The sequence below is a fragment of the Enterobacter cloacae complex sp. IR53041 genome (assembly GCF_049238285.1).
GTDB classification, from domain to species: domain Bacteria; phylum Pseudomonadota; class Gammaproteobacteria; order Enterobacterales; family Enterobacteriaceae; genus Enterobacter; species Enterobacter roggenkampii.
In genome coordinates this window covers 91,776-114,034 of record NZ_JBMKHB010000003.1, presented here as the reverse complement: position 1 = coordinate 114,034, position 22,259 = coordinate 91,776, and the positions used below count along the sequence as shown (strand labels likewise).

General features: G+C 56.5%; 18 protein-coding genes, 1 pseudogene and 1 other annotated feature (1 of these 20 only partly in view). Of the genes and pseudogenes, 4 read left to right on the top strand and 15 right to left on the bottom strand.

Features of this window, described 5'->3' with window-relative positions; all coding sequences use genetic code 11:
• Positions 1-21: 21 nt before the first annotated feature.
• The 4 genes and pseudogenes from lspA to ACOTXF_RS03395 form a co-directional block, all read right to left on the bottom strand.
• On the bottom strand, positions 22-522 hold the full coding sequence (lspA, locus tag ACOTXF_RS03410) for a signal peptidase II (protein ID WP_047746180.1): 501 nt from the start codon (positions 520-522) through the stop codon (positions 22-24).
• Entirely contained in the window at positions 522-3,338 is a 2,817-nt protein-coding gene (ileS, locus tag ACOTXF_RS03405; RefSeq protein ID WP_047746182.1) for an isoleucine--tRNA ligase, read from the bottom strand. Before ileS ends, lspA begins: the two co-directional genes overlap by 1 nt.
• 45 nt (positions 3,339-3,383) lie before the next feature.
• On the bottom strand, positions 3,384-4,310 hold the full coding sequence (gene ribF, locus ACOTXF_RS03400) for a bifunctional riboflavin kinase/FAD synthetase (protein ID WP_045907763.1): 927 nt from the start codon (positions 4,308-4,310) through the stop codon (positions 3,384-3,386).
• A gap of 7 nt (positions 4,311-4,317) precedes the next feature.
• A pseudogene (locus tag ACOTXF_RS03395) lies at positions 4,318-4,524 on the bottom strand (DUF2575 domain-containing protein); the annotation flags it as partial.
• Between the two features lie 115 nt (positions 4,525-4,639).
• Between ACOTXF_RS03395 and rpsT the strand changes: the two are divergent.
• Positions 4,640-4,903: a 30S ribosomal protein S20 gene (gene rpsT / locus ACOTXF_RS03390; RefSeq protein ID WP_003856458.1), complete on the top strand. Its 264-nt coding sequence runs from the start codon at positions 4,640-4,642 to the stop codon at positions 4,901-4,903.
• A gap of 59 nt (positions 4,904-4,962) precedes the next feature.
• Here rpsT and nhaR read toward each other — a convergent pair whose 3' ends face one another.
• The 4 genes from nhaR to dnaK form a co-directional block, all read right to left on the bottom strand.
• Positions 4,963-5,862 carry a transcriptional activator NhaR gene (gene nhaR, locus ACOTXF_RS03385; protein WP_048225603.1) on the bottom strand — a complete coding sequence of 300 codons (900 nt, stop codon included), beginning with the start codon at positions 5,860-5,862 and terminating at the stop codon, positions 4,963-4,965.
• A 58-nt stretch (positions 5,863-5,920) separates the two neighbouring features.
• Positions 5,921-7,096, bottom strand: a complete 1,176-nt coding sequence (gene nhaA, locus ACOTXF_RS03380) for a Na+/H+ antiporter NhaA (RefSeq protein WP_047746184.1) — start codon at positions 7,094-7,096, stop codon at positions 5,921-5,923.
• Positions 7,097-7,268: 172 nt separating this feature from the next.
• Positions 7,269-8,414 carry a molecular chaperone DnaJ gene (dnaJ, locus tag ACOTXF_RS03375; RefSeq protein ID WP_008502040.1) on the bottom strand — a complete coding sequence of 382 codons (1,146 nt, stop codon included), beginning with the start codon at positions 8,412-8,414 and terminating at the stop codon, positions 7,269-7,271.
• 87 nt (positions 8,415-8,501) lie between these two features.
• Positions 8,502-10,415, bottom strand: a complete 1,914-nt coding sequence (gene dnaK, locus ACOTXF_RS03370; protein WP_008502041.1) for a molecular chaperone DnaK — start codon at positions 10,413-10,415, stop codon at positions 8,502-8,504.
• Positions 10,416-10,711: 296 nt separating this feature from the next.
• Here dnaK and satP point away from each other — a divergent pair, with 296 nt between their 5' ends.
• Positions 10,712-11,278, top strand: a complete 567-nt coding sequence (gene satP / locus ACOTXF_RS03365; RefSeq protein ID WP_008502042.1) for an acetate uptake transporter — start codon at positions 10,712-10,714, stop codon at positions 11,276-11,278.
• On the opposite strand, the gene ACOTXF_RS03360 is transcribed toward satP, so the two are convergent.
• The 3 genes from ACOTXF_RS03360 to tal form a co-directional block, all read right to left on the bottom strand.
• Positions 11,255-12,577: an MFS transporter gene (locus ACOTXF_RS03360; RefSeq protein WP_045406393.1), complete on the bottom strand. Its 1,323-nt coding sequence runs from the start codon at positions 12,575-12,577 to the stop codon at positions 11,255-11,257. The two genes, satP and ACOTXF_RS03360, sit on opposite strands and share 24 nt — an antisense overlap.
• Before the next feature lie 122 nt (positions 12,578-12,699).
• A complete protein-coding gene (gene mog, locus ACOTXF_RS03355; protein WP_008502044.1) occupies positions 12,700-13,287 on the bottom strand; it encodes a molybdopterin adenylyltransferase in 588 nt (195 codons plus the stop codon).
• A gap of 110 nt (positions 13,288-13,397) precedes the next feature.
• Positions 13,398-14,351 (bottom strand): transaldolase, encoded by a 954-nt coding sequence (tal, locus tag ACOTXF_RS03350; RefSeq protein ID WP_048961795.1) that lies wholly within the window; start codon positions 14,349-14,351, stop codon positions 13,398-13,400.
• Between the two features lie 262 nt (positions 14,352-14,613).
• Here tal and ACOTXF_RS03345 point away from each other — a divergent pair, with 262 nt between their 5' ends.
• Together ACOTXF_RS03345 and yaaA are read left to right on the top strand one after the other, a co-directional pair.
• The gene (locus ACOTXF_RS03345) at positions 14,614-16,044 is read left to right on the top strand and encodes an alanine/glycine:cation symporter family protein (protein WP_048961794.1); all 1,431 of its coding nucleotides are present in this window, start codon (positions 14,614-14,616) and stop codon (positions 16,042-16,044) included.
• Positions 16,045-16,110: 66 nt separating this feature from the next.
• Positions 16,111-16,884 (top strand): peroxide stress protein YaaA, encoded by a 774-nt coding sequence (gene yaaA, locus ACOTXF_RS03340; protein WP_021240562.1) that lies wholly within the window; start codon positions 16,111-16,113, stop codon positions 16,882-16,884.
• Positions 16,885-16,915: 31 nt separating this feature from the next.
• Here yaaA and ACOTXF_RS03335 read toward each other — a convergent pair whose 3' ends face one another.
• The 4 genes from ACOTXF_RS03335 to thrA form a co-directional block, all read right to left on the bottom strand.
• On the bottom strand, positions 16,916-17,212 hold the full coding sequence (locus tag ACOTXF_RS03335; RefSeq protein ID WP_048961793.1) for a DUF2502 domain-containing protein: 297 nt from the start codon (positions 17,210-17,212) through the stop codon (positions 16,916-16,918).
• Between the two features lie 316 nt (positions 17,213-17,528).
• Positions 17,529-18,815 carry a threonine synthase gene (gene thrC / locus ACOTXF_RS03330; protein ID WP_023345407.1) on the bottom strand — a complete coding sequence of 429 codons (1,287 nt, stop codon included), beginning with the start codon at positions 18,813-18,815 and terminating at the stop codon, positions 17,529-17,531.
• Between the two features lie 3 nt (positions 18,816-18,818).
• Positions 18,819-19,748, bottom strand: coding sequence for a homoserine kinase (gene thrB, locus ACOTXF_RS03325; RefSeq protein ID WP_021240567.1), 930 nt, complete (start codon positions 19,746-19,748; stop codon positions 18,819-18,821).
• Between the two features lies 1 nt (position 19,749).
• On the bottom strand, positions 19,750-22,212 hold the full coding sequence (gene thrA / locus ACOTXF_RS03320) for a bifunctional aspartate kinase/homoserine dehydrogenase I (protein WP_048961791.1): 2,463 nt from the start codon (positions 22,210-22,212) through the stop codon (positions 19,750-19,752).
• A 24-nt stretch (positions 22,213-22,236) separates the two neighbouring features.
• Positions 22,237-22,259: a sequence feature (Thr leader region), on the bottom strand; it runs 95 nt beyond the window's last position.

The window sequence follows — 22,259 nt, the reverse complement described above, 5'->3', positions numbered from 1 at the left end:
AGCGCCACCCGGCATTGATGCTTACGCCTGCTCTTTCGCGGCCGGTTTAGGCAAGAAGCCTTCCAGCACGATTAACGCCGCACCGATGCAAATGGCGCTATCAGCGAGGTTAAAGGTCGCGAAGTGCCAGTCGCCGACGTAGAAGTCGATCATATCGACCACAAAGCCGTGCCACAGGCGATCAAACAGGTTGCCCAGCGCACCGCCAATGATCAGCGCGTAGGCGATGTTATTCAGCTTTTGCGTTGCCTTCGAGCGGTACATCAGCACCGCCAGGATCACGCAGATACCAAGAGCGATACCCGCGAAGAACCAGCGCTGCCAGCCACCGCTGTCGGCAAGGAAACTGAACGCCGCACCGTAGTTGCGCGCGTAGTGCAGGTTAAGCGACGGGAACAGCGGCACCGTCTCCCCCAGAGTAAAATTCTGGAGGATCAGGAACTTGCTGCCCAGATCAATAATCAGCACCACCACAACCAGCCACAGCCAGCGCAGTCCTGTTGAACAGAGAGTTTTACTCATCAGGCAAACTTACGTTTTTCGCCGTCACCGGCGACGTTGCTTACACAGCGTCCGCAGATGTCTGCGTGTTCCGCCACCTGACCGACATCGGTGGTGTAATGCCAGCAACGCGGGCATTTCTCACCGTCGGCTTTGCTCAGCGCGACTTTCAGTCCTTTGAGCAGTTCGCTCTGCTGAGCATCAGCAGAAGCCTCGGCATAATCCGCAACTTTCGCACCGGAGGTCAACAGGACAAATCGTAATTCATCGCCCAGCGCCGTCAGCTTCGCCGCCAGCTCTGGCTCCGCGTACAGGGTTACTGCCGCTTCCAGAGAGCCGCCGACTTTCTTATCAGCACGCGCCTGCTCGATAACCTTGTTCACTTCGCCACGTACTTTCAGCAGCTCGTCCCAGAAGGCATCGTTCATCGCTTCGGTGCTGGAGAGATCGAACAGACCTTCGTACCACTCGCCGGTGAAGACATACTTCTCACGGTCGCCCGGCAGATAACCCCAGATTTCATCCGCGGTGAAGGACATGATCGGTGCCATCCAGCGTACCAGCGCTTCTGCGATATGGAACAGCGCGGTCTGGCAGCTACGACGCGCTACGCTGTCCGCTTTCGCGGTGTACTGGCGGTCTTTGATGATGTCGAGGTAGAACGAGCCCATCTCGATGGAGCAGAAGCGCATCAGGCGCTGCACCACTTCGTGGAAGTCATAAGACTCGTAGGCCTTCAGGATATCTTCCTGCGCCGCTTTCGCGCAGCCTACCGCCCAGCGGTCCAGAACGACCATCTCTTCCGGTTTCACCATGTCTTTTGCCGGATCGAACCCGTTCAGGTTCGCCAGCAGGAAGCGCGCGGTGTTACGGATACGACGATAGCTGTCGGCAGCGCGTTTCAGGATCTCGTCAGACACCGCCATTTCGCCGGTGTAGTCGGTAGAGGCCACCCACAGACGCAGAATGTCTGCGCCCAGTTTGTTCATCACATCCTGCGGAGAAACGGTGTTACCGATAGATTTGGACATCTTACGGCCCTGACCATCCACGGTGAAGCCGTGAGTCAGTACCTGACGGTAAGGCGCTTTACCCTTCATGGCGGTAGAGATCATCAGAGATGACATGAACCAGCCGCGGTGTTGGTCAGACCCTTCCAGATACATATCGGCAGCGTGACCGGCAAACTCCGGACGCACGTCAACCACGGAGGAGTGGGTAGACCCGGAATCGAACCACACGTCCAGGGTATCCGGCACTTTCTCGTAGTTATCCGCATCAGCGCCCAGGATGTCGCGGGCGTCGAGATCCCACCACGCCTGGATGCCGTCAACTTCGACGCGCTTCGCCACTTCTTCCATCAGTTCCAGGGTGTTCGGGTGCAGCTCATGCGTCTCTTTATGCACGAACAGCGACATCGGCACGCCCCAGGTACGCTGACGGGAGATACACCAGTCAGGACGGTTAGCCACCATGGATTCGATACGCGCCTGGCCCCAGTCCGGGATCCACTGCACGCCTTTGATCTCTTTCAGAGACTGCTCGCGCAGGCCCTTCTGATCCATGCTGACGAACCACTGCGGGGTCGCACGGAAGATGATCGGGGTCTTGTGACGCCAGCAGCACGGATAGCTGTGCTGCATTTTTTCAACGTGCAGCAGCGCGCCGCTGGTGCGCAGCATGTCGACGATAATGTCGTTCGCTTTGAAGACGTTGATACCGTCCAGCGCCGGGTAGGTGCCAGGCAGGTAAGAACCATCCGGGCCAACCGGGTTAGCGATTTCAAGACCGTACTTCAGGCTGATGTTGTAGTCGTCTGGACCGTGGCCACCGGCGGTATGTACCGCACCGGTACCCGCTTCCAGCGTCACGTGGTCGCCGAGGATCGCCGGAACGTCGAAGTCCAGGAACGGGTGTTTGAAGCGCATCAGCTCCAGGGCGTCACCTTTCACGGTGCCCAGCACGGTGTAGTCAGTGATATGCGCGCGCTTCAGCACGCTTTCAACCAGATCTTTCGCCAGGATAACCGCCTGACCGTCAATCTGCACCAGCGCGTATTCGAACTCACCGGACAGGGAGATCGCACGGTTGGCAGGCAGAGTCCACGGGGTAGTGGTCCAGATCACCAGAGAGATCGGGCCGTTTACCGAGGCGACGCCAAATTTGGCTTTCACCGCATCCTGATCCACCGCGTGGAAGGCCACGTCGATAGACGGAGAGGTTTTGTCGTAATACTCCACTTCCGCTTCTGCCAGTGCAGAACGGCAGTCCACGCACCAGTGCACCGGCTTAGCGCCTTTATGCAGGTGGCCGTTACCGATGATTTTGCCCAGCGCACGGATAATGTTGGCTTCCGTTTTGAAGTCCATGGTCAGGTACGGGTGCGACCAGTCGCCCAGTACGCCCAGACGGATGAAGTCAGCACGCTGACCGTCAACCTGCGTGGCTGCGTATTCGCGGCACTTCGCACGGAACTCGGCGGCGGTGAATTTCTCACCTGGTTTGCCGAACTCTTGCTCGACTTTCAGCTCGATTGGCAGACCGTGGCAGTCCCAGCCCGGAACGTAAGGCGAGTCATAGCCCGCGAGTCCTTTGGACTTCACGATAATGTCTTTCAGAATCTTGTTAACCGAGTGACCAATATGAATGCTGCCATTCGCATAGGGAGGGCCATCATGCAGAATGAAGGTTTTTTTGCCTTTTTTGGCTGCACGAATGATGCCGTACAGGTCATCATCGGTCCAACGCGCCAGCATTCCCGGTTCGCGCTTGGCGAGATCGCCGCGCATCGGGAACCCTGTTTCCGGCAAATTCAGGGTTGATTTATAGTCACTCATCAGATTCTCGGTTCCGTATTTATCACGTAGGCAGTTAAGCCGGGTTCAAAGCCCAAAAAACTCGCGGGCTGTTAATTCATCTCGCGCAATTTGCGCTTTGAGTTCATCCAGCGAACCAAATCGCTGCTCGTTGCGTATTTTTTTACGCAGTATTACATCTATATGGCGACCATACAGGTCCATTACAACGTCCAGCAGGTGCACTTCTAACTGTTGACGCACACCGGCGACGGTCGGACGCGTGCCAATGTTGGCGACGCCGTAAAACGGCTTATCGCCCAGTCCTGCCACTTCCACCGCATAGACCCCTTTAACCGGGGAAACCTGACGACGCAGCGGTATATTCGCCGTCGGGAAACCTATCGTGCGGCCCAGCGCATCGCCATGGACCACGCGGCCAGAGATGGTGAACGGATGCCCCAGCAGGGTTTCTGCCGTATCCAGTTCATCATCGGCCAGTGCCCGGCGTACCGCCGTGCTGCTGACGCGCACGCCGCCTTCACAGAAGGTCATCGCGCTGGTGACGTCAAAACCGTACTCCAGACCAGCCTTCTGTAATAGCAAGAAATCGCCCTGACGACCAGCGCCAAAGCGGAAATCATCGCCCACGGCAAGAAACTGCACGCCAAGACGCTTAACCAGCAGGTCGCTGACGAAATTTTGTGCTGTCAGCGCGGCAAAGCGGCGATCGAAACGTACGCACAATACGTAGTCCACGCCGGACTCAGCCAGATAGCGCAACTTCTCGCGCAGGCGTGTAAGACGGGCGGGAGATTTATCGCCCGCGAACAGCTCCAGCGGCTGCGGTTCGAAAATCATCACTACAACGGGCAGGCCGCGAGCCTCCCCTTCTTTACGCAATCCCTGCAACAGCGCCTGATGACCACGATGCACGCCGTCGAAATTACCAATGGTCAGCACGCACCCGTGCGGGGCTCTGCTGAGATTATGTATGCCGCGTATCAGCTTCATGTCTGGCTCAAAACAGTGAAAATCGCCAAAGTATACCTTGTACAGCGGTTAAGGTTAACCGGCGATTGTTCGTGCAAAACAGAAAGCCGTAATGATTTCATCAGGCTGACCTTTCGCAGCGAAAAAATCTGCTCGCGAACTGCGATTTTTATGCCGAAAAGCTGTATTCACGAACAACAAGCTGGTAGAATCCTGCGCCATCACTACGTAACGTAGCGTCGCCACATTAACGGCGCTTATTTGCACAAATCCATTGACAAAAGAAGGTATAGAGGGCATATTCCTCGGCCTTTGAATTGTCCACATAGATCATATTTGGGAGTTGGACCTTGGCTAATATCAAATCAGCTAAGAAACGTGCCGTACAGTCTGAGAAGGCTCGTAAGCACAACGCAAGCCGTCGCTCTATGATGCGTACCTTCATCAAGAAAGTATACGCAGCTATCGAAGCTGGCGACAAAGCTGCTGCGCAGAACGCATTTAACGAAATGCAACCAATCGTGGATCGTCAGGCTGCTAAAGGTCTGATCCACAAAAACAAAGCAGCGCGTCATAAAGCAAACCTGACCGCGCAGATCAACAAACTGGCTTAATCGCCGCTTGTTGTTGCTTGTTTTAAAAGAACCCGCTTAACGCGGGTTTTTTTATGTCTTCAGATTACCGGTGGCGTAAACAGCGCCGAGTAGTCACGGTTACAGATTCGCTGCACCGCAGGGTGCTGAATCATTCTTTCGGCAAATATGGCGTGATACTCCTCCATCACGTTATCCACTCTGCCTATCTCCGTAATCTTGTCATCCGAATAGAGATCGTGCGCGTAGAGCGTCGGCGCAACAAAGATGGCGTTATGCGCTTCACCAAAGGCTTTCATCAGCGCCGCATCGTCAAACTCACCGAGGATTTCCACCTTCAGCCCCTGGGAATTAAACCAGTTCAGCAGCTTGCGTCCGAGCATGGAACGCCTTCCCGGCACCAGCAGGCGACGTTCTTCCAGGCAGGCCGGGAAGGGTTTCTCCGGCGGCGGATTAATGCACCAGAAGCTCACGCCGCATTCACCAATCTTCACCGAGAACAGGCCTTCCTGCTGCGTGGAGTCAATCGGGCAGTCCGAGATAATCATGTCCAGCTTGTGCTGGCTTAGCTGTTCCAGCAGCATTTCGTGAGTGGATTCAAAGCAGCGAAGATGAATTTGTTCATCTTCAACCACCGCCGCGTCCAGCACGCCGCTCACCAGCCGTTTGGACAGCGCATCCGCCACGCCAACATCAAAGAGCAGGTTCGACTCTTTGCGATAGTTAACGATATCCAGCATCTCCTGGCTCAGGGTGAACATCTTGTCCGCGTAGCGGAAAACCAGTTCACCCAGTTCGCTGGGTTCAATCCCGCGCCCCTTACGCTTGAACAGCTTGCCCTGCAAACGCTCTTCCAGCGCCTTAATTTGCCCGGTGATAGTTTGCGGCGTCAGGTAGAGCGCCTCTGCTGCCCCGACCACCGATCCCTGTTTATAGACGTGCCAGAAGTAGTAAAGATGGTTGTAATTCAAATGAGACATCGCGTCTTCTCTCCCTGAGTGTGTATCGGGAGAAGGCTCGCCTCCTCCCGGTGTTCCGTTATGCCTGGACGGCCTGTCCGGACAATTTTACCTTCAGCAAGGTATAACCGATTACCGCGGCCAGTAATGACCCGATAAGAATGCCGAGTTTCGCCCAGACGATCAGCTCAGGCGCATGCGCGCCAAACGCCAGCGTCGAGATAAAGATCGACATCGTAAACCCGATACCACACAGCACGCCGACGGCCATAATCTGCTTAAACGTGGTGCCGTGCGGCAATGACGCCAGCTTCAGTTTCGTCGCCAGCCAGCAGAAAAGACTAATACCCAGCGGCTTACCGATAAACAGCCCGGCAATAATGCCCAGCGGCAGCACGGACGTTAGCCCGTCCAGCGTCACCCCGCCGAGGGAAACGCCCGCGTTGGCAAACGCAAACAGCGGCAGGATCATAAAGGCGACCCACGGGTGCAGCACATGCTCCAGCTGTTTGGCAGGCGACTTGCCGTCCTGCGGCTTCAGCGGCACGAAGAAGCCGACGATCACCCCAGCCAGCGTGGCATGCACGCCTGATTTCAGCACCGCCGTCCACAGCACCATCCCCACGAGGATGTAGATACCGATGCGGCGCACATTAAAGATGTTCAGCAGCGCCAGCACCGCAATCGCCCCGGCAGCCACGCTCAGAGACAGGATCGACAGATCGCTGGTGTAGAACAGCGCGATAATCACAATGGCGCCAAGGTCATCAATAATCGCCAGCGCCATCAGGAAGATTTTCAGGGCTACCGGCACGCGGCTTCCCAGCAAGGCCAGCACCCCGAGCGCAAAAGCGATATCCGTCGCAGCCGGGATTGCCCAGCCGTGACGTGCGATCGGATCCTGCCAGGTGAACGCCAGAAAGAGCAGCGCCGGCACCACCATCCCGCCGAGCGCAGCAATGACCGGGAACGCCGCACGCTGGCGGCTGGCAAGCGAACCCAGCACCAGCTCGCGCTTAACCTCAAGCCCCACAAGCAGGAAGAACACCGCCATCAGCGCATCGTTGATCCACAGCAGCATGTTCTTGTTGATTTCCAGCGCCCCGACCTTCAGTTCAACGGGCGTTTCCAGAAAAGCATGATACAGATCGCGGGTCATTCCGACGTTGGCCAGTACCATCGCGGCCGCAGCAGCCATAATCAGGATCACGCCGCCGGATGCCTCACTGCTAAAGAAACGGTGTAGTAATTTCACTTTAGTTCTCTCTTTTACAACAATACCTCGATAAAACCATAATACCAAGCCAGATAGCTCGGCAAAAACAGATTAATATTGAGTATAGGTTCAGTTTAACCGAGCAATACCGATAAAAAGAAAAAGCCCGGAATCGCTTCCGGGCTTTTGCGGATGAAAACCAGCTAGTCGATTAGCGGGTCAAATCATCGAAGAATTTTTTGACACCATCGAAGAAGCTTTTGGAGCGCGGGCTGTTTTTCTCGCCCGTCGGGCCACCGAAGCTCTCCTGCAACTCTTTCAGCAGCTGTTTCTGCTTGTCGTTCAGGCCAACCGGCGTTTCCACGACGACGCGGCACAGCAGATCGCCCTGTGCACCACCACGAACGGATTTAACGCCTTTACCGCGCATGCGGAATAGCTTACCGGTCTGGGTCTCGCCCGGGATCTTCAGATTGACGCGACCATCCAGCGTCGGTACTTCGATTTCGCCACCGAGTGCCGCCATCGCGAAGTTGATCGGCACTTCACAGTACAGGTTGTTCCCTTCACGCTCGAAAATCGCGTGCTGTTTCACCTGCACCTGAACGTACAGATCGCCTGCCGGTGCGCCGTGTTCACCTGCTTCACCTTCGCCCGCCAGACGGATGCGGTCGCCCGTATCGACGCCAGCTGGGATCTTAACGGACAGGGTCTTGGTTTTCTCAACGCGACCGTGGCCGTGGCACTTGGTGCACGGATCTTTAATCAGCGTACCGCGACCATGACAGTGCGGACAGGCCTGCTGTACCGCGAAAAAGCCCTGACGCATCTGCACCTGGCCGGAACCGTGACAGGTTGGACAGGTCTGCGGCTGCGTACCCGCTTTCGCACCGCTGCCATGGCAGACGTCACACTCTTCCAGCGTCGGAATACGGATCTCTTTGGTGACGCCGCGAACGGCCTCTTCCAGCGTCAGATCCATGTTGTAGCGCAGATCCGCGCCGCGCGCCGCGCGCTGACGACCACGACCGCCGCCGAAGATGTCGCCAAACACATCGCCAAAGATATCGCTGAAGTCAGCGCCGCCGCCAAAGCCGCCGCCACCGAATCCACCGCCGCCCATGCCGCCCTGTTCAAAGGCTGCGTGACCGTACTGGTCATAGGCCGCACGTTTTTGTGCATCGGTCAGGACTTCATAGGCTTCTTTGATCTCTTTAAATTTGGCTTCAGCCTCTTTGTCACCCTGATTACGGTCCGGGTGGAATTTCATGGCCAGGCGCTTATACGCCTTTTTGATTTCACGCTCTTCCGCAGTTTTCGGAACGCCTAAAATCTCGTAATAGTCTTGCTTTGCCATTGGTTTTTTTAAGCCCCTTAACATGCGAGCACGGGCGTGGAGAGTTCTCCTACGCCCGTGCCGATTAATTACCCTGCATCAGGGCGATTATTTTTTATCTTTAACTTCTTCGAACTCAGCGTCGACAACGTCGTCGTCTTTCGCATTGTTCGCCGAAGCGTCAGCGCCCGCCTGCTGTTGAGCGTGCTGCTGCTGAGCGATTTCCATTAGCTTCTGAGAAGCCTGTGCCAGTTCCTGCATCTTCGCTTCGATGTCCGCTTTATCTTCACCTTTCAGTGAGGATTCCAGCGCACTCAGTGCAGCTTCGATAGCAGTCTTGTCTTCCGCTGGCAGTTTATCGCCTGCTTCTTCAACCTGCTTACGGGTGCTGTGCAGCAGATGGTCACCCTGGTTACGGGTCTGAACCAGCTCTTCGAACTTACGGTCGGATTCCGCGTTAGCTTCGGCATCGCGAACCATTTTTTCGATTTCCGCTTCGTTCAGACCAGAAGATGCCTTGATGGTGATCTTCTGCTCTTTACCGCTGTTTTTGTCTTTCGCAGACACGTGCAGGATACCGTCAGCATCGATGTCGAAGGTGACTTCGATCTGTGGCATGCCGCGCGGTGCCGGGTTAATACCGTCCAGGTTGAACTGACCCAGAGATTTGTTATCCGCCGCACGCTTACGCTCACCCTGCAGCACATGGATGGTTACCGCAGACTGGTTGTCTTCAGCGGTAGAGAACACCTGGCTGTGCTTGGTTGGGATGGTGGTGTTTTTGTTGATGAGCGCAGTCATCACACCGCCCATGGTTTCGATACCCAGAGACAGCGGGGTAACGTCCAGCAGCAGTACGTCTTTCACTTCACCGGTCAGTACGCCACCCTGAACCGCAGCACCAATTGCCACTGCTTCGTCCGGGTTAACGTCTTTACGTGGCTCTTTACCAAAGAACTCAGCCACTTTCTTCTGCACCATTGGCATACGGGTCTGGCCACCAACGAGGATAACGTCGTTGATATCAGACACGGACAGGCCAGCGTCCTGCAGAGCAACTTTCAGCGGCTCGATAGAACGGTTCACCAGGTCTTCTACCAGGCTTTCCAGTTTCGCACGGGTCACTTTGATGTTCATGTGTTTAGGACCGGTCGCGTCTGCAGTGATGTACGGCAGGTTCACGTCGGTCTGCTGAGCGGAAGACAGTTCGATCTTCGCTTTCTCAGCGGCTTCTTTCAGGCGCTGCATAGCCAGCGGATCGTTACGCAGGTCAATGCCCTGATCTTTCTTAAACTCGTCAACGAGGTAGTTGATCAGACGGGTATCGAAGTCTTCACCACCCAGGTGGGTATCACCGTTGGTTGCCAGAACTTCGAAGGTCTTTTCGCCGTCAACTTCGTCGATTTCGATAATAGAGATATCGAAGGTACCACCACCCAGGTCGTAAACCGCGATAGTACGGTTGCCGACTTCTTTATCCAGACCGTAAGCCAGAGCAGCCGCGGTTGGTTCGTTGATGATACGTTTTACTTCCAGACCTGCGATACGGCCAGCATCTTTGGTTGCCTGACGCTGAGCATCGTTGAAGTATGCAGGAACGGTGATAACAGCTTCAGTTACCGGCTCACCCAGGTAATCTTCCGCGGTTTTCTTCATTTTTTTCAGCACTTCAGCAGAAATCTGCGGTGGTGCCGTTTTGGTGCCTTTCACATCAAGCCATGCATCGCCGTTATCTGCCGCGATGATTTTGTAAGGCATGATGGAAACGTCACGCTGAACTTCTTCGTCCTGGAAGCGGCGACCGATCAGGCGTTTAATCGCAAACAGAGTGTTTTGCGGGTTTGTCACTGCCTGACGTTTAGCCGGCTGACCAACCAGAGTTTCACCGTCCTGGGTATAAGCAATGATAGAAGGCGTGGTGCGATCGCCCTCGGCGTTCTCCAGCACGCGTGCAGTAGTGCCATCCATAATCGCTACACAAGAGTTGGTAGTACCCAGGTCGATACCAATAATTTTACCCATCTAAACGTCTCCACTAAAAATTCAGTCAACATGTGGTTGTGTACCTGTAATAAGGGCAGAACGTGCTTTTTCAACTGCCCAGATTTGATTTTTTTCAGGTCCACACACTGCGGTTGACTACAAGATGGGGTCGCGACGGCATCCATCAAGGGGCAAGCATAAAAAAAATTTTAATTTCACCCTGATGAGATCATAGACGTCATCGATTGCGCCCATTATGATGCCGCGCCCCGTCAGGGAGAACTGACGCGGGTTTAACCATTTCACCATATTAATGATGATTTTTTTGAGGACTTATGGGCAACACTAAGTTGGCTAATCCGGCTCCGCTGGGCCTGATGGGTTTTGGCATGACCACTATTCTGCTGAACCTGCACAATATCGGGATGTTCCCGATGGATGGCATCATCCTGGCGATGGGCATTTTTTATGGCGGTATCGCGCAAATCTTTGCGGGCCTGCTGGAATATAAGAAAGGCAATACCTTCGGCTTAACCGCCTTCACCTCTTACGGTTCTTTCTGGCTGACCCTGGTCGCCATTCTGCTGCTGCCTAAAATGGGCATGGCAGACGCGGCAAACGCCCACTTCCTGGGCGTCTACCTGGGCCTGTGGGGCGTCTTCACCCTGTTCATGTTCTTCGGTACCCTGAAAGGCAACCGCATGCTGCAGTTCGTCTTCCTGAGCCTGACCGTGCTGTTTGCCCTGCTGGCAATCGGTCACCTGGTGGATAACGAAGGCATCGTTCACGTTGCCGGCTGGATTGGTCTGGTTTGCGGCGCAAGCGCTATCTACCTGGCAATGGGTGAAGTGCTGAACGAGCAGTTTGACCGCACCGTGCTACCGATTGGTGAAAAACACTGATCCCTCTGTCGTGCCCGCCTCGCGGGCACGACATCCCCCCGCTTGACGAAGCCAAAATCCCAATACCAGCCCCATCACCGACAGCGCCAGCACGTACCAGGCCGGAGCCATGGGAGAGACGCTCATCAGGACCGTCACCGCAATCGGCGTCAGCCCACCGAAAATGGCATACGACACGTTGTAGGAAAATGAGATCCCGGTGAAGCGAACCTCCGGCGGGAACGCGCGCACCATGACGTAAGGCACCGCCCCGACAACGCCCACGCACAGCCCTACCACGCCGTACAGCAGGAACAACTGTTCAGGATGGCTGCCAGCCAGATGGTAAAACGCCCAGCTTGAAGCGGCCAGTAACAGGCTGCCGACAATAAAGGTAACGCTGGCCCCGAAACGATCTGCCGCCAGCCCGGCGGCCAGACAGCCAAAGCAGAGCATGATTGTCGCAATACTGTTTGCCTGTAGCGTCACGGCTGGGGCGAAACCGTACTGCTTTTGCAGCCACACCGGAGACATCAATATCACCACCACAATCCCGGCCGAGAGTAGCCAGGTGAGCAGCATCGACACCACCACCGCCTTTTTATGACGTACCACAACCGCCTTCACCGGCAGCTCCTGCGCCAGCGCTTTACGCTGCTGCATTTCGAGGAAAATCGGTGTCTCCTGCAGCCAGCGGCGCAGGTACATCGCCACCAGGCCAAACGCCCCACCCAGCAGGAACGGAATACGCCAGCCCCAGTCGTGTACGGCCTGCTGCGTCATGCTGGTATTCACAATGGTGGCGACCACCGAGCCGAGCAGGATCCCGACCGTCAGCCCCGCGGTTAAGGTTCCACAGGCGATACCAATCCGGCGCGCCGGAACATGCTCTGCGACAAACACCCACGCGCCCGGCACTTCACCGCCAATCGCCGCGCCCTGAAGCACGCGCATCAGCAACAGCAGCAGCGGCGCGAGAATGCCCATCGAGGCATAGGTGGGCAGCAGACCAATGGCCAGCGTGGGGACCGCCATCAGCAGGATGCTGAGGGTAAACATCTTTTTACGCCCGACCAGATCGCCAAAGTGGGCCATGATAATGCCGCCCAGCGGACGCGCCAGATACCCGGCAGCAAAAATGCCGAAGGTTTGCACCTGACGCAGCCACTCCGGTATATCTGCCGGGAAGAAGAGCTCCCCCACTACGGCAGCGAAGAAGACGAAGATAATGAAATCGTAAAACTCCAGCGCACCGCCTAAGGCCGCGAGCGTGAGGGTTTTGTAGTCCTGTCGATTCAGAGGTCGGGTGTTATGTGACATAGCGAACCATTATGCGTGTATTGTGGATTTATTTTTACAGCAATCGTAAAGAAAAAATTACTATACCGTAAAACCGTTACCACGCTATCGCCGCTTCAGCTTATGTCACATATTGATTAATTTCAGGAGATTGTTTCGCGACGCGCGTTTTTAGGACGAAAAGCTGCTACCACTTTCTCATCGGTTTCGACATACGGGCCATCAAGCAGCTGTATACAATACGGTACACTTGCAAAGATGCCGTGAACGATGACGCTGCCGTCTTCCGCTTTTAGCCCTTCCAGCGTCTCTTTGATCGACTTCGGCTGGCCCGGCAGGTTCAGAATCAACGCCTGCTTGCGGATCACCCCTACCTGGCGGGAAAGAATGGCTGTCGGGACAAAGTGTAGACTGATCTGGCGCATCTGTTCGCCGAAGCCCGGCATTTCACGATCGGCAATCGCCAACGTCGCGTCCGGCGTCACATCACGGCGCGCGGGCCCGGTTCCGCCGGTGGTTAACACCAGGTGACAGCTCATCTCATCCACCAGCTCACACAGGGTCTGCTCGATAATCGGCTGTTCGTCGGGAATCAGGCGAGTCTGGATCTCAAACGGGGTAGTCAGTGCACTGGCCAGCCACGCTTCCAGAGCGGGGATGCCTTTATCCTGGTAAACACCGCTGGAGGCGCGGTCAGAAATCGACACTAAGCCGATGCGTAAGGTATTCATATCCATTCCATTCAAAGAGTACTGATTAAAGGGAATGATACACGCAGAGAGGAAATTCAGACAGGGTACGAAAGCAGTCGCGTGACCGGGAGCCCGGTCACGCGGAATGATTACAGCAGGTCGCCGATCATTTTTTCCAGTTTTTCCTGGTCAACAGCAAACTTACGGATACCGTCCGCCAGTTTGTCTACGGCCATTGGATCCTGGTTGTGCTGCCACAGGAACTCGGATTCAGTGATGCGCTCTGGGCGTGCTTTCACTTCACCGGTGTAGGACAGTTTACGCTCCAGAGTACCTTCGCTTTCTGCCAGCTCTTTCAGCAGCGCTGGCGCGATGGTCAGGCGGTCACAGCCAGCCAGCTCGATGATTTCACCGACGTTACGGAAGCTTGCGCCCATAACCACAGTCTCATAGCCATGCTGTTTGTAGTATTCGTAGATTTCAGTCACAGAAATCACGCCTGGATCTTCAGCCGGTGCGTACTCTTTCTTATTGGTGTTGGCTTTGTACCAGTCCAGAATACGGCCCACGAACGGAGAAATCAGGTATACGCCAGCTTCTGCACATGCACGCGCCTGTGCGAAGGAGAACAGCAGGGTCAGGTTACAGTTGATACCCTCTTTTTCCAGCTGCTCTGCCGCGCGGATACCCTGCCAGGTAGAAGCCAGTTTGATCAGGATACGATCGTTGCTGATGCCCGCATCGTTGTACAGTTTGATCAGACGTTTTGCTTTCGCGATAGACGCTTCGGTGTCGTAGGAGAGACGCGCGTCCACTTCGGTAGAGATACGGCCCGGAACCAGTTTCAGGATCTCCAGACCGATGTTCACGGCCAGTTTATCAGTAGCGTCCACAACCTGCTGCGCGCGGTCGTTGCTCTGAGCTTTAGCCCAGGTCACAGCCTCGTCAATCAGTTTGCGATACTCAGGGATCTGTGCGGCGTTAAGGATCAGAGAAGGGTTAGTTGTGGCATCCTGCGGCTGGTACAGCTTCATTGCCGCGATATCTCCGGTGTCAGCTACGACAGTGGTGAACTGACGAAGGGAGGTCAATTTATCCGTCATGATAGTGTTTCTCTTTTAACGTGCCCTGGATAATTCACGCTACCGACAGCATGCCTGCAGCGGAAAAATGACAGGTTTACTTGTTAGGGGGATGTAACCGGTCTGCCCTGATGATAACACGACGGAGGGGTAGCGCAACCGCAGACAGTGCGCTTAGGCAGAGTATGATAAACTCAGAATATTAACAGGCTGCTAAGCAACAGCATGCCCAATCAGTGGTAGCGCTTACATATTCACGTTGGCATCAACAAGAGGGACGTTAATGCCTGATTTCTTTTTCTTTATTAACGAAGTCCTCTGGGGTTCGATAATGATTTACCTGCTTCTGGGAGCAGGTATTTGGTTTACGCTACGCAGTGGGTTTATCCAGTTTCGCTATATTCGCAAGTTTGGCAGAAGTCTGAAAAACAGCGTCACGCCCCAGCCGGGCGGATTAACGTCGTTTCAGGCGCTCTGTACCAGCCTTGCGGCACGCCTGGGCAGCGGGAATCTGGCGGGGGTAGCACTGGCCATCAGCGCCGGTGGGCCAGGCGCGGTCTTCTGGATGTGGATGACGGCACTTCTCGGTATGGCTACCTCCTTTGCCGAAAGTTCGCTTGCGCAACTCTACAAAGAGAAAGATAAGCGCGGCCAGTTTCGCGGTGGTCCAGCCTGGTACATGGCGCGTGGCCTGGGGATGCGCTGGATGGGCGTCCTGTTCTCGCTTTTTTTACTGCTCGCGTACGGTCTTATTTTTAATACCGTCCAGGCGAACTCGGTCGCCCATGCCATGCGCTATGCCTTCTCCTGCCCCGAGTGGCTCGCGGGTCTCGCTTTAGCTTCGATCGTTCTGCTTACCATTTCATTCGGTCTCAAGGGTATCGCTCGCCTGATGCAGTGGCTGGTGCCCATTATGGCGCTGCTCTGGGTTGCCGCGAGCCTGTTCGTCGCCGCACTGCATCTCGACCAGGTGCCGGGCGTGCTTGCCACTATCGTCAAAAGCGCCTTTGGCTGGCGCGAAGTGGCATCCGGCGCGCTGGGCTACACCTTCAGCCAGGCGCTGATGGCGGGTTTTCAGCGGGGCATGTTCTCCAATGAAGCCGGTATGGGGTCAACCCCCAATGCGGCAGCCGCCGCCTCTTCCTGGCCGCCACACCCGGCCGCACAAGGTATTGTGCAGATGATTGGCGTCTTTACCGATACCATTATTATCTGTTCCGCCAGCGCCATGATTTTGCTGCTGGCAGGCCCCGTACCCCACGCGTCGGGAACCGTCGGGATAAAGCTTCTCCAGCAGGCGCTGGTGACCCTGACCGGCGGCTGGGGAGCCGGATTTGTTTCTCTCATCCTGATCTTGTTTGCCTTCAGCTCGATTGTGGTGAATTACCTCTACGCCGAAAATAACCTTATTTTCCTGAAACTCGACTCCCGCGCCGCGATCGGAACCCTGCGTCTTGGGGTTATCCTGATGGTGGTAGCAGGCTCCCTGCTCAGTATGCCGCTGGTCTGGCAGCTGGCCGATATCATTATGGCGCTGATGGCGATCACGAACCTCACGGCGATCCTGCTGCTCTCGCCCGTGGTGACCCTGATTGCCAGAGACTATCTGCGTCAGCGCAAACTCGGCGTTCCGCCGGTCTTTGATCCCGCCCGCTATCCCGATATCAAGGCGCAGCTTGCCCCCGGCACGTGGGATGATTTGCCACGGCAATAACAGCTATCGATCAATTCAGGGCGATTTTTTGCTAAAGTCGCTCTAAATTTCCTGCAAGGACTGGATATGCTGATTCTGATTTCACCTGCAAAAACGCTCGACTACCAGAGCCCGCTCGCCACCGAGCGCTATACCCAGCCTGAACTGCTGGACTACTCGCAACAGCTGATCCGCGAAGCGCGTAAGCTCTCAGCGCCGCAAATCGCCTCACTGATGAGCATCAGCGACAAGCTGGCCGATTTGAACGCGACCCGCTTTCACGAGTGGCACCCGGATTTCACCCCGGCTAACGCTCGCCAGGCGATTCTGGCGTTTAAAGGCGATGTGTACACCGGCCTGCAGGCGGAAGATTTTAGCGAAGCCGATTTTGATTTTGCCCAGCAGCATCTGCGCATGCTGTCGGGCCTGTACGGCGTACTGCGCCCGCTGGATCTGATGCAGCCTTATCGTCTGGAGATGGGGATTCGCCTGGAGAATGCCAAAGGCAAAGATCTGTACCATTTCTGGGGCGATATCATTACCGATAAGCTGAATGCGGCGCTGCGCGCGCAGGGCGATAACGTGGTGATTAACCTGGCATCCGATGAATACTACAAGTCGGTGAAGCCGAAAAAGCTGGATGCCGACATCATCAAGCCGGTATTCCTCGACGAGAAAAACGGCAAGTTCAAAGTGATCAGCTTCTACGCCAAGAAAGCGCGCGGTCTGATGAGCCGCTACATTATCCAGAACCGCCTGACGAAGCCGGAGCAGCTAACCGCCTTCAACAGCGAAGGCTATTTCTTTGACGAAGAAGCGTCAGGGAAAGGCGAGCTGGTGTTTAAGCGCCACGAGCAGTAAAAACAACCCCCGCCAGCTGGCGGGGGTTGCATTAGTGGTGTTTCCAGTCCGGGCCCGGACGACGATCGTCATGGCGACGATCGTCATGATGATGGTCACGCTCGCGATGCTCATCGTGGGGACGCCAGCGGTTATCGCGCCAGTCATAATGCGCCTTCCACCAGTCATGGTCGCGCCAGCGGCCACCGTCCCAGTAGTGCCCGTTATTATCCCGGTCGCCAATCTGCAGTTTGACCGCGGGTACGAGGGTGATTTCGGATGCCTGTACCGCCATGGGAGCGACCAGCATCAGTGAAAGCGCAATCAGCATAGGTTTCAGTGTAGACATCGGTGACTCCTTATTATCTTTGCCCAACGTGGGCCGATGTAAGGAGAGTACGCGAGGGGAACGGGGGATGTTATTCTCTGCAATCCTAAACGCTAAGTGACCGCATTTATTGGGAATTTCTGCTTTTTCCCTGCTATTTTTCTCCTTAATTTCTTCACAAAAAAAGCCGGGTGGCGCTGCGCCTTACCCGGCCTATGTTCTGAGCCGTTGTCGTCGTTGTAGGCCCGGTAAGGCGTAGCCGCCACCGGGCAACACAATCCCGCACGCGTCATCATCAGTTGTAGGTCGGGTAAGGCGTAGCCGCACCCGACAAAAATCACGCGCGGGTCATCATCAGCTTACGCAGCGCCGCAAAGTCCGCCGGCAGCTCATGGGACAGCAGCGGCAGATCGGCACGCTCGGCCAGTTCTTTCGGCAGCGGCAGCGTTTCGCCCAGGATCGCCTCCACGCTCTCTTTGAACTTCGCCGGATGTGCGGTCCCCAGGAACAGGCCGTATTCACCCGGGTTAAGCTGGTCGCGCAGCGCACGGTAAGCAATCGCCGCGTGCGGTTCAGAGGTATACCCCACCGCCTTCAGCTCGCGCATGGTGGATTTGGTGGTCTCATCCGTCACCGCAGCATAGCCCAGGTCACCCAGGCGCCAGATCTTACGGCGGAACAGCTCTTCCACCCGCGGCCAGTTGTTCGGCTGAGACACATCCATCGCATTGGAGAGGGTCGCCTGCGTGGCGTTCGGCGCCCACTTCCCGTCTTTCAGGAAGCGCGGCACGGTGTCGTTGGCGTTGGTGGCGGCGATAAAGCGTTTCACCGGCAGCCCCAGGGATTTCGCCAGCAGGCCCGCCGTCAGGTCACCGAAGTTACCGCTCGGCACGGAGATCACCAGCTGATTGCGCGCGTCCTGCGGCAGCTGCGCCACCGCTTCGAAGTAGTAGCAGATCTGCGCCAGCAGACGGCTGATGTTGATGGAGTTGGCGGAGTTCAGACCCAGCGCCACCTTCAGCTCTTCGTCGTCGAAGGCCTGCTTGACCAGCGCCTGACAGGCATCGAAATCGCCGTCAATTGCCACGGTTTCAATGTTGCCGCCGAGGGTGCAGAACAGTTTCTCCTGCAGCGGGCTGATTTTGCCTTTCGGATAGAGGATCACCACGCGGACGTTTTTCAGGCCGTAGAACGCGTGGGCTACCGCCGCGCCGGTATCCCCGGAGGTCGCGGTCAGGATGGTCACCGGCTTGTCGCCACTGATGTGGGTCAGCATCTGCGCCATAAAGCGGCCGCCGAAGTCTTTGAACGCCAGCGTCGGGCCGTGGAACAGCTCCAGGCAGCCAACATCGGGCTCAACCTGCTGAACCGGCGCCGGGAACGCGAATGCCGCGCGTACGCGCTCTTCCAGCAGCTCCTGCGGAATTTCATCGCCGATAAACGCGGACAGAATTTTGGTGCTGCGGGTGACAAAATCCTGCTTCAGCAGGTCATCAATCTCGGTCAGCTGGAATTCCGGCAGGTCATGCGGGAAAAACAGCCCCTGATTTTTGCCCAGTCCCTGAGTCACCGCCTGCGCGAAGCTGACCTGCTCGTTATGATCTTTAAGGTTGTAGAGTTTCATTAATTATCCCAGTACTCGTGCGCCAGCCGTGTCCAGACGGCAAATATGAACAAAGCCTTCCTGATTTTGCAGGTAGTGTTTAGAGAGCCAGTCCGCCACGCGCTGCGCAGTGTCAGGCTTGTCGCACAGGGCGAACAGCGTCGGGCCGGAGCCGGAGATGCCGCACGCCTGCGCGCCGATATCCATGGACGCCTGTCGCGCCTCGTTAAAGCCGGGCAGCAGCTTCGTGCGGTACGGCTCGGCAATGACGTCCTTCATCAGTTTGGCCGCCAGCTGCGGCTGACGGGTGTAGCAGGCGTGGATAAAGCCCGCCAGATGACGCCCGTGGGCGATACAGTCCTGACGGCGATACTGCGCGGGCAGGATCGCACGCGCTTCCGCGGTTGATACCTTGATACCCGGATAGGCCAGCACCCACAGCCACTCATCAAACCCTGGCACCTGCTGGCTGATGATGCCATTTTCTTCGATCATCAGCTGCATGCCGCCGAGGAAGCATGGCGCGACGTTGTCATAATGAATGCTGCCGGAGATACGCCCTTCCAGCTCGCCCATTAAGGCAAGCAGGCGGTTGTTGTTCAGCGGCTTGCCGCAGTGCTCGTTCATCGCCACCAGCGCGGCGACCACCGAGCAGGCGCTGGAACCCAGCCCGGAGCCAATCGGCATACTTTTTTCCAGCGTCATGGCAACCGGCACGTTTTTACCGATCTCCTGACAGAAACGCTCCCAGCACTGATAGACGATATTCTCGCGTGGCTCAGACGGCAGTTTGCTGGCGAAGCGGCCTACGTTATTCAGGCTGAAGCTGTCTGCCGCTTCCACCGTCACCGTATCGCCCAGCAGCGAACCGTCCACCGGCGTCACCGCCGCACCCAGCACGTCAAATCCGACGCTCATATTCGCGCTGGAAGCCGGGGCATAAACTTTGACCATGTTAAACTCCTAACTTCCATGACAGGGTACGCAGCAGATCGGCAAAGACACCCGCCGCCGTAACATCGTTCCCTGCGCCATAGCCGCGAAGCACCAGCGGCAGTGGCTGATAATAGTGGCTGTAAAACGCGAGGGCGTTTTCGCCGTTTTTGACTTTGTACAGCGGGTCGTTGCCATCCACTTCGGCAATCTTCACCCGGCACACGCCATCTTCTTCAATGTTGCCAACATAGCGCAATACCTTACCTTCATCACGGGCTTTCGCCACGCGGGCGGCAAACGCGTCGTCAAGCTGCGGCAGCCTGGCCATAAAGGCGCTGACGTCACCGCTGCTGTCAAATTCTGCCGGCAGGACCGGCTCAATCACAATATCGGAAAGCTCAAGCTCACGGCCCGTTTCGCGCGCGAGGATCAGCAGCTTGCGCGCCACGTCCATACCGGAAAGGTCGTCACGCGGATCCGGCTCGGTATAGCCCAGCTCGCGCGCGGCGCGGGTGGCCTCCGAGAGGCTCATTCCCTCATCCAGCTTGCCGAAGATAAACGACAGCGAGCCGGAGAGAATGCCGGAGAAACGCTGCAGCTCATCGCCCGCGTTAAGCAGGTTCTGCAGGTTCTCGATAACCGGCAGGCCTGCCCCCACGTTGGTGTCGTAGAGGAACTTGCGGCGCGACTTGCTCGCTGCCAGACGCAGCTGGTGATAGTAATCCATCGACGAGGTGTTGGCCTTTTTGTTCGGCGTCACCACGTGGAAACCTTCGCGCAGGAAGTCCGCGTACTGGTCGGCCACTGCCTGGTTCGAGGTACAGTCGACGATGACCGGGTTAAGCAGGTGATACTCTTTTACCAGACGGATCAGGCGGCCCAGGTTGAACGGCTCTTTTGCCTCCTTCATCTCGGCCTGCCAGTTTTCCAGGTTCAGGCCGTGGACGTTGGTCAGCAGCGCTCTGGAATTCGCGATCCCGCAGACGCGCAGGTCGATGTGTTTCTTCTTAAGCCATTCCTGCTGACGCTTCACCTGCTCCAGCAGCGCGCCGCCGACGCCGCCCACGCCAATCAGGAACAGCTCGATGACCTGATCGGTGTTGAACAGCATCTGGTGAACCACACGAACGCCGGTGGTGGCATCGTCGTTATCCACAACAACAGAAATTGAACGCTCTGACGAGCCCTGGGCAATCGCCACGATATTGATATTGGCGCGCGCCAGCGCGGCAAAGAATTTGGCGGAGATACCGCGCAGGGTGCGCATACCGTCGCCCACCACGGAGATGATCGCCAGACGCTCCTGAATCGCGAGCGGCTCCAGCAATTCTTCTTTCAGCTCCAGATAGAACTCTTCCTCCAGCGCGCGGCGGGCGCGAAGGCAGTCAGCCTGCGGCACGCAGAAGCTGATGCTGTACTCGGAGGATGACTGGGTGATCAGCACCACCGAAATACCGTTGCGGGACATGGCCGCAAACACGCGTGCCGCCATGCCGACCATCCCTTTCATCCCCGGACCCGAGACGCTGAACATCGCCATGTTGTTCAGGTTGGAGATGCCTTTCACCGGCAGTCCGTCCTCATCGGTACTCGCGCCAATCAGCGTACCCGGCGCCTGCGGGTTACCGGTGTTTTTAATCAGGCAAGGGATCTGGAACTGGGCAATCGGGGAAATGGTACGCGGGTGAAGTACTTTGGCGCCGAAGTAGGAAAGCTCCATCGCTTCCTGGTACGACATCGACTTCAGCAGCCTGGCGTCCGGTACCTGGCGCGGATCGCAGGTATACACGCCGTCAACATCAGTCCAGATCTCACAACAGTCCGCGCGTAAGCAGGCGGCCAGCACGGCGGCGGAGTAGTCGGAACCGTTACGGCCCAGCACCACCAGCTCGCCCTTCTCGTTACCGGCGGTGAAGCCTGCCATCAGGATCATGTGGTCAGCGGGAATTTTGCTGGCGGCGATACGGCGGGTTGATTCGGCAATATCAACGGTGGATTCGAGGTAGTGGCCCACCGCCAGCAGTTTTTCAACGGGATCGATCACGGTCACGCTATGGCCGCGCGCTTCCAGCACGCCGGCCATGATGGCGATAGAGAGTTTTTCACCGCGACAAATCAGCGCTGCATTGATGCTGTCCGGGCACTGACCGAGAAGGCTGATGCCGTGCAGGACATGTTTAATTTGCGCGAATTCTTGTTCAACAAAAGACTTCAGCTGCGCATGCGGGAAGCCAGGCAGCGCTTCTGCCAGGCCTTGCAGTAAGTCAGCGAAGATACGCTCTGCGTCGCTGATGTTCGGAAGTGCATCCTGGCCACCGATGGTTTTTTCAATCATCGCCACCAGATGGTTCGTGATTTTTGCCGGGGCAGAGAGCACGGTCGCAACCTGCCCCTGCCTGGCGTTGCTTTCCAGGATATCGGCAACACGCAGAAAACGTTCTGCATTTGCCACTGATGTACCGCCGAACTTCAACACTCGCATGGTTCTACCTCGTTTCCTTTAGCCGAAAAAAAAGCCCGCACTGTTCA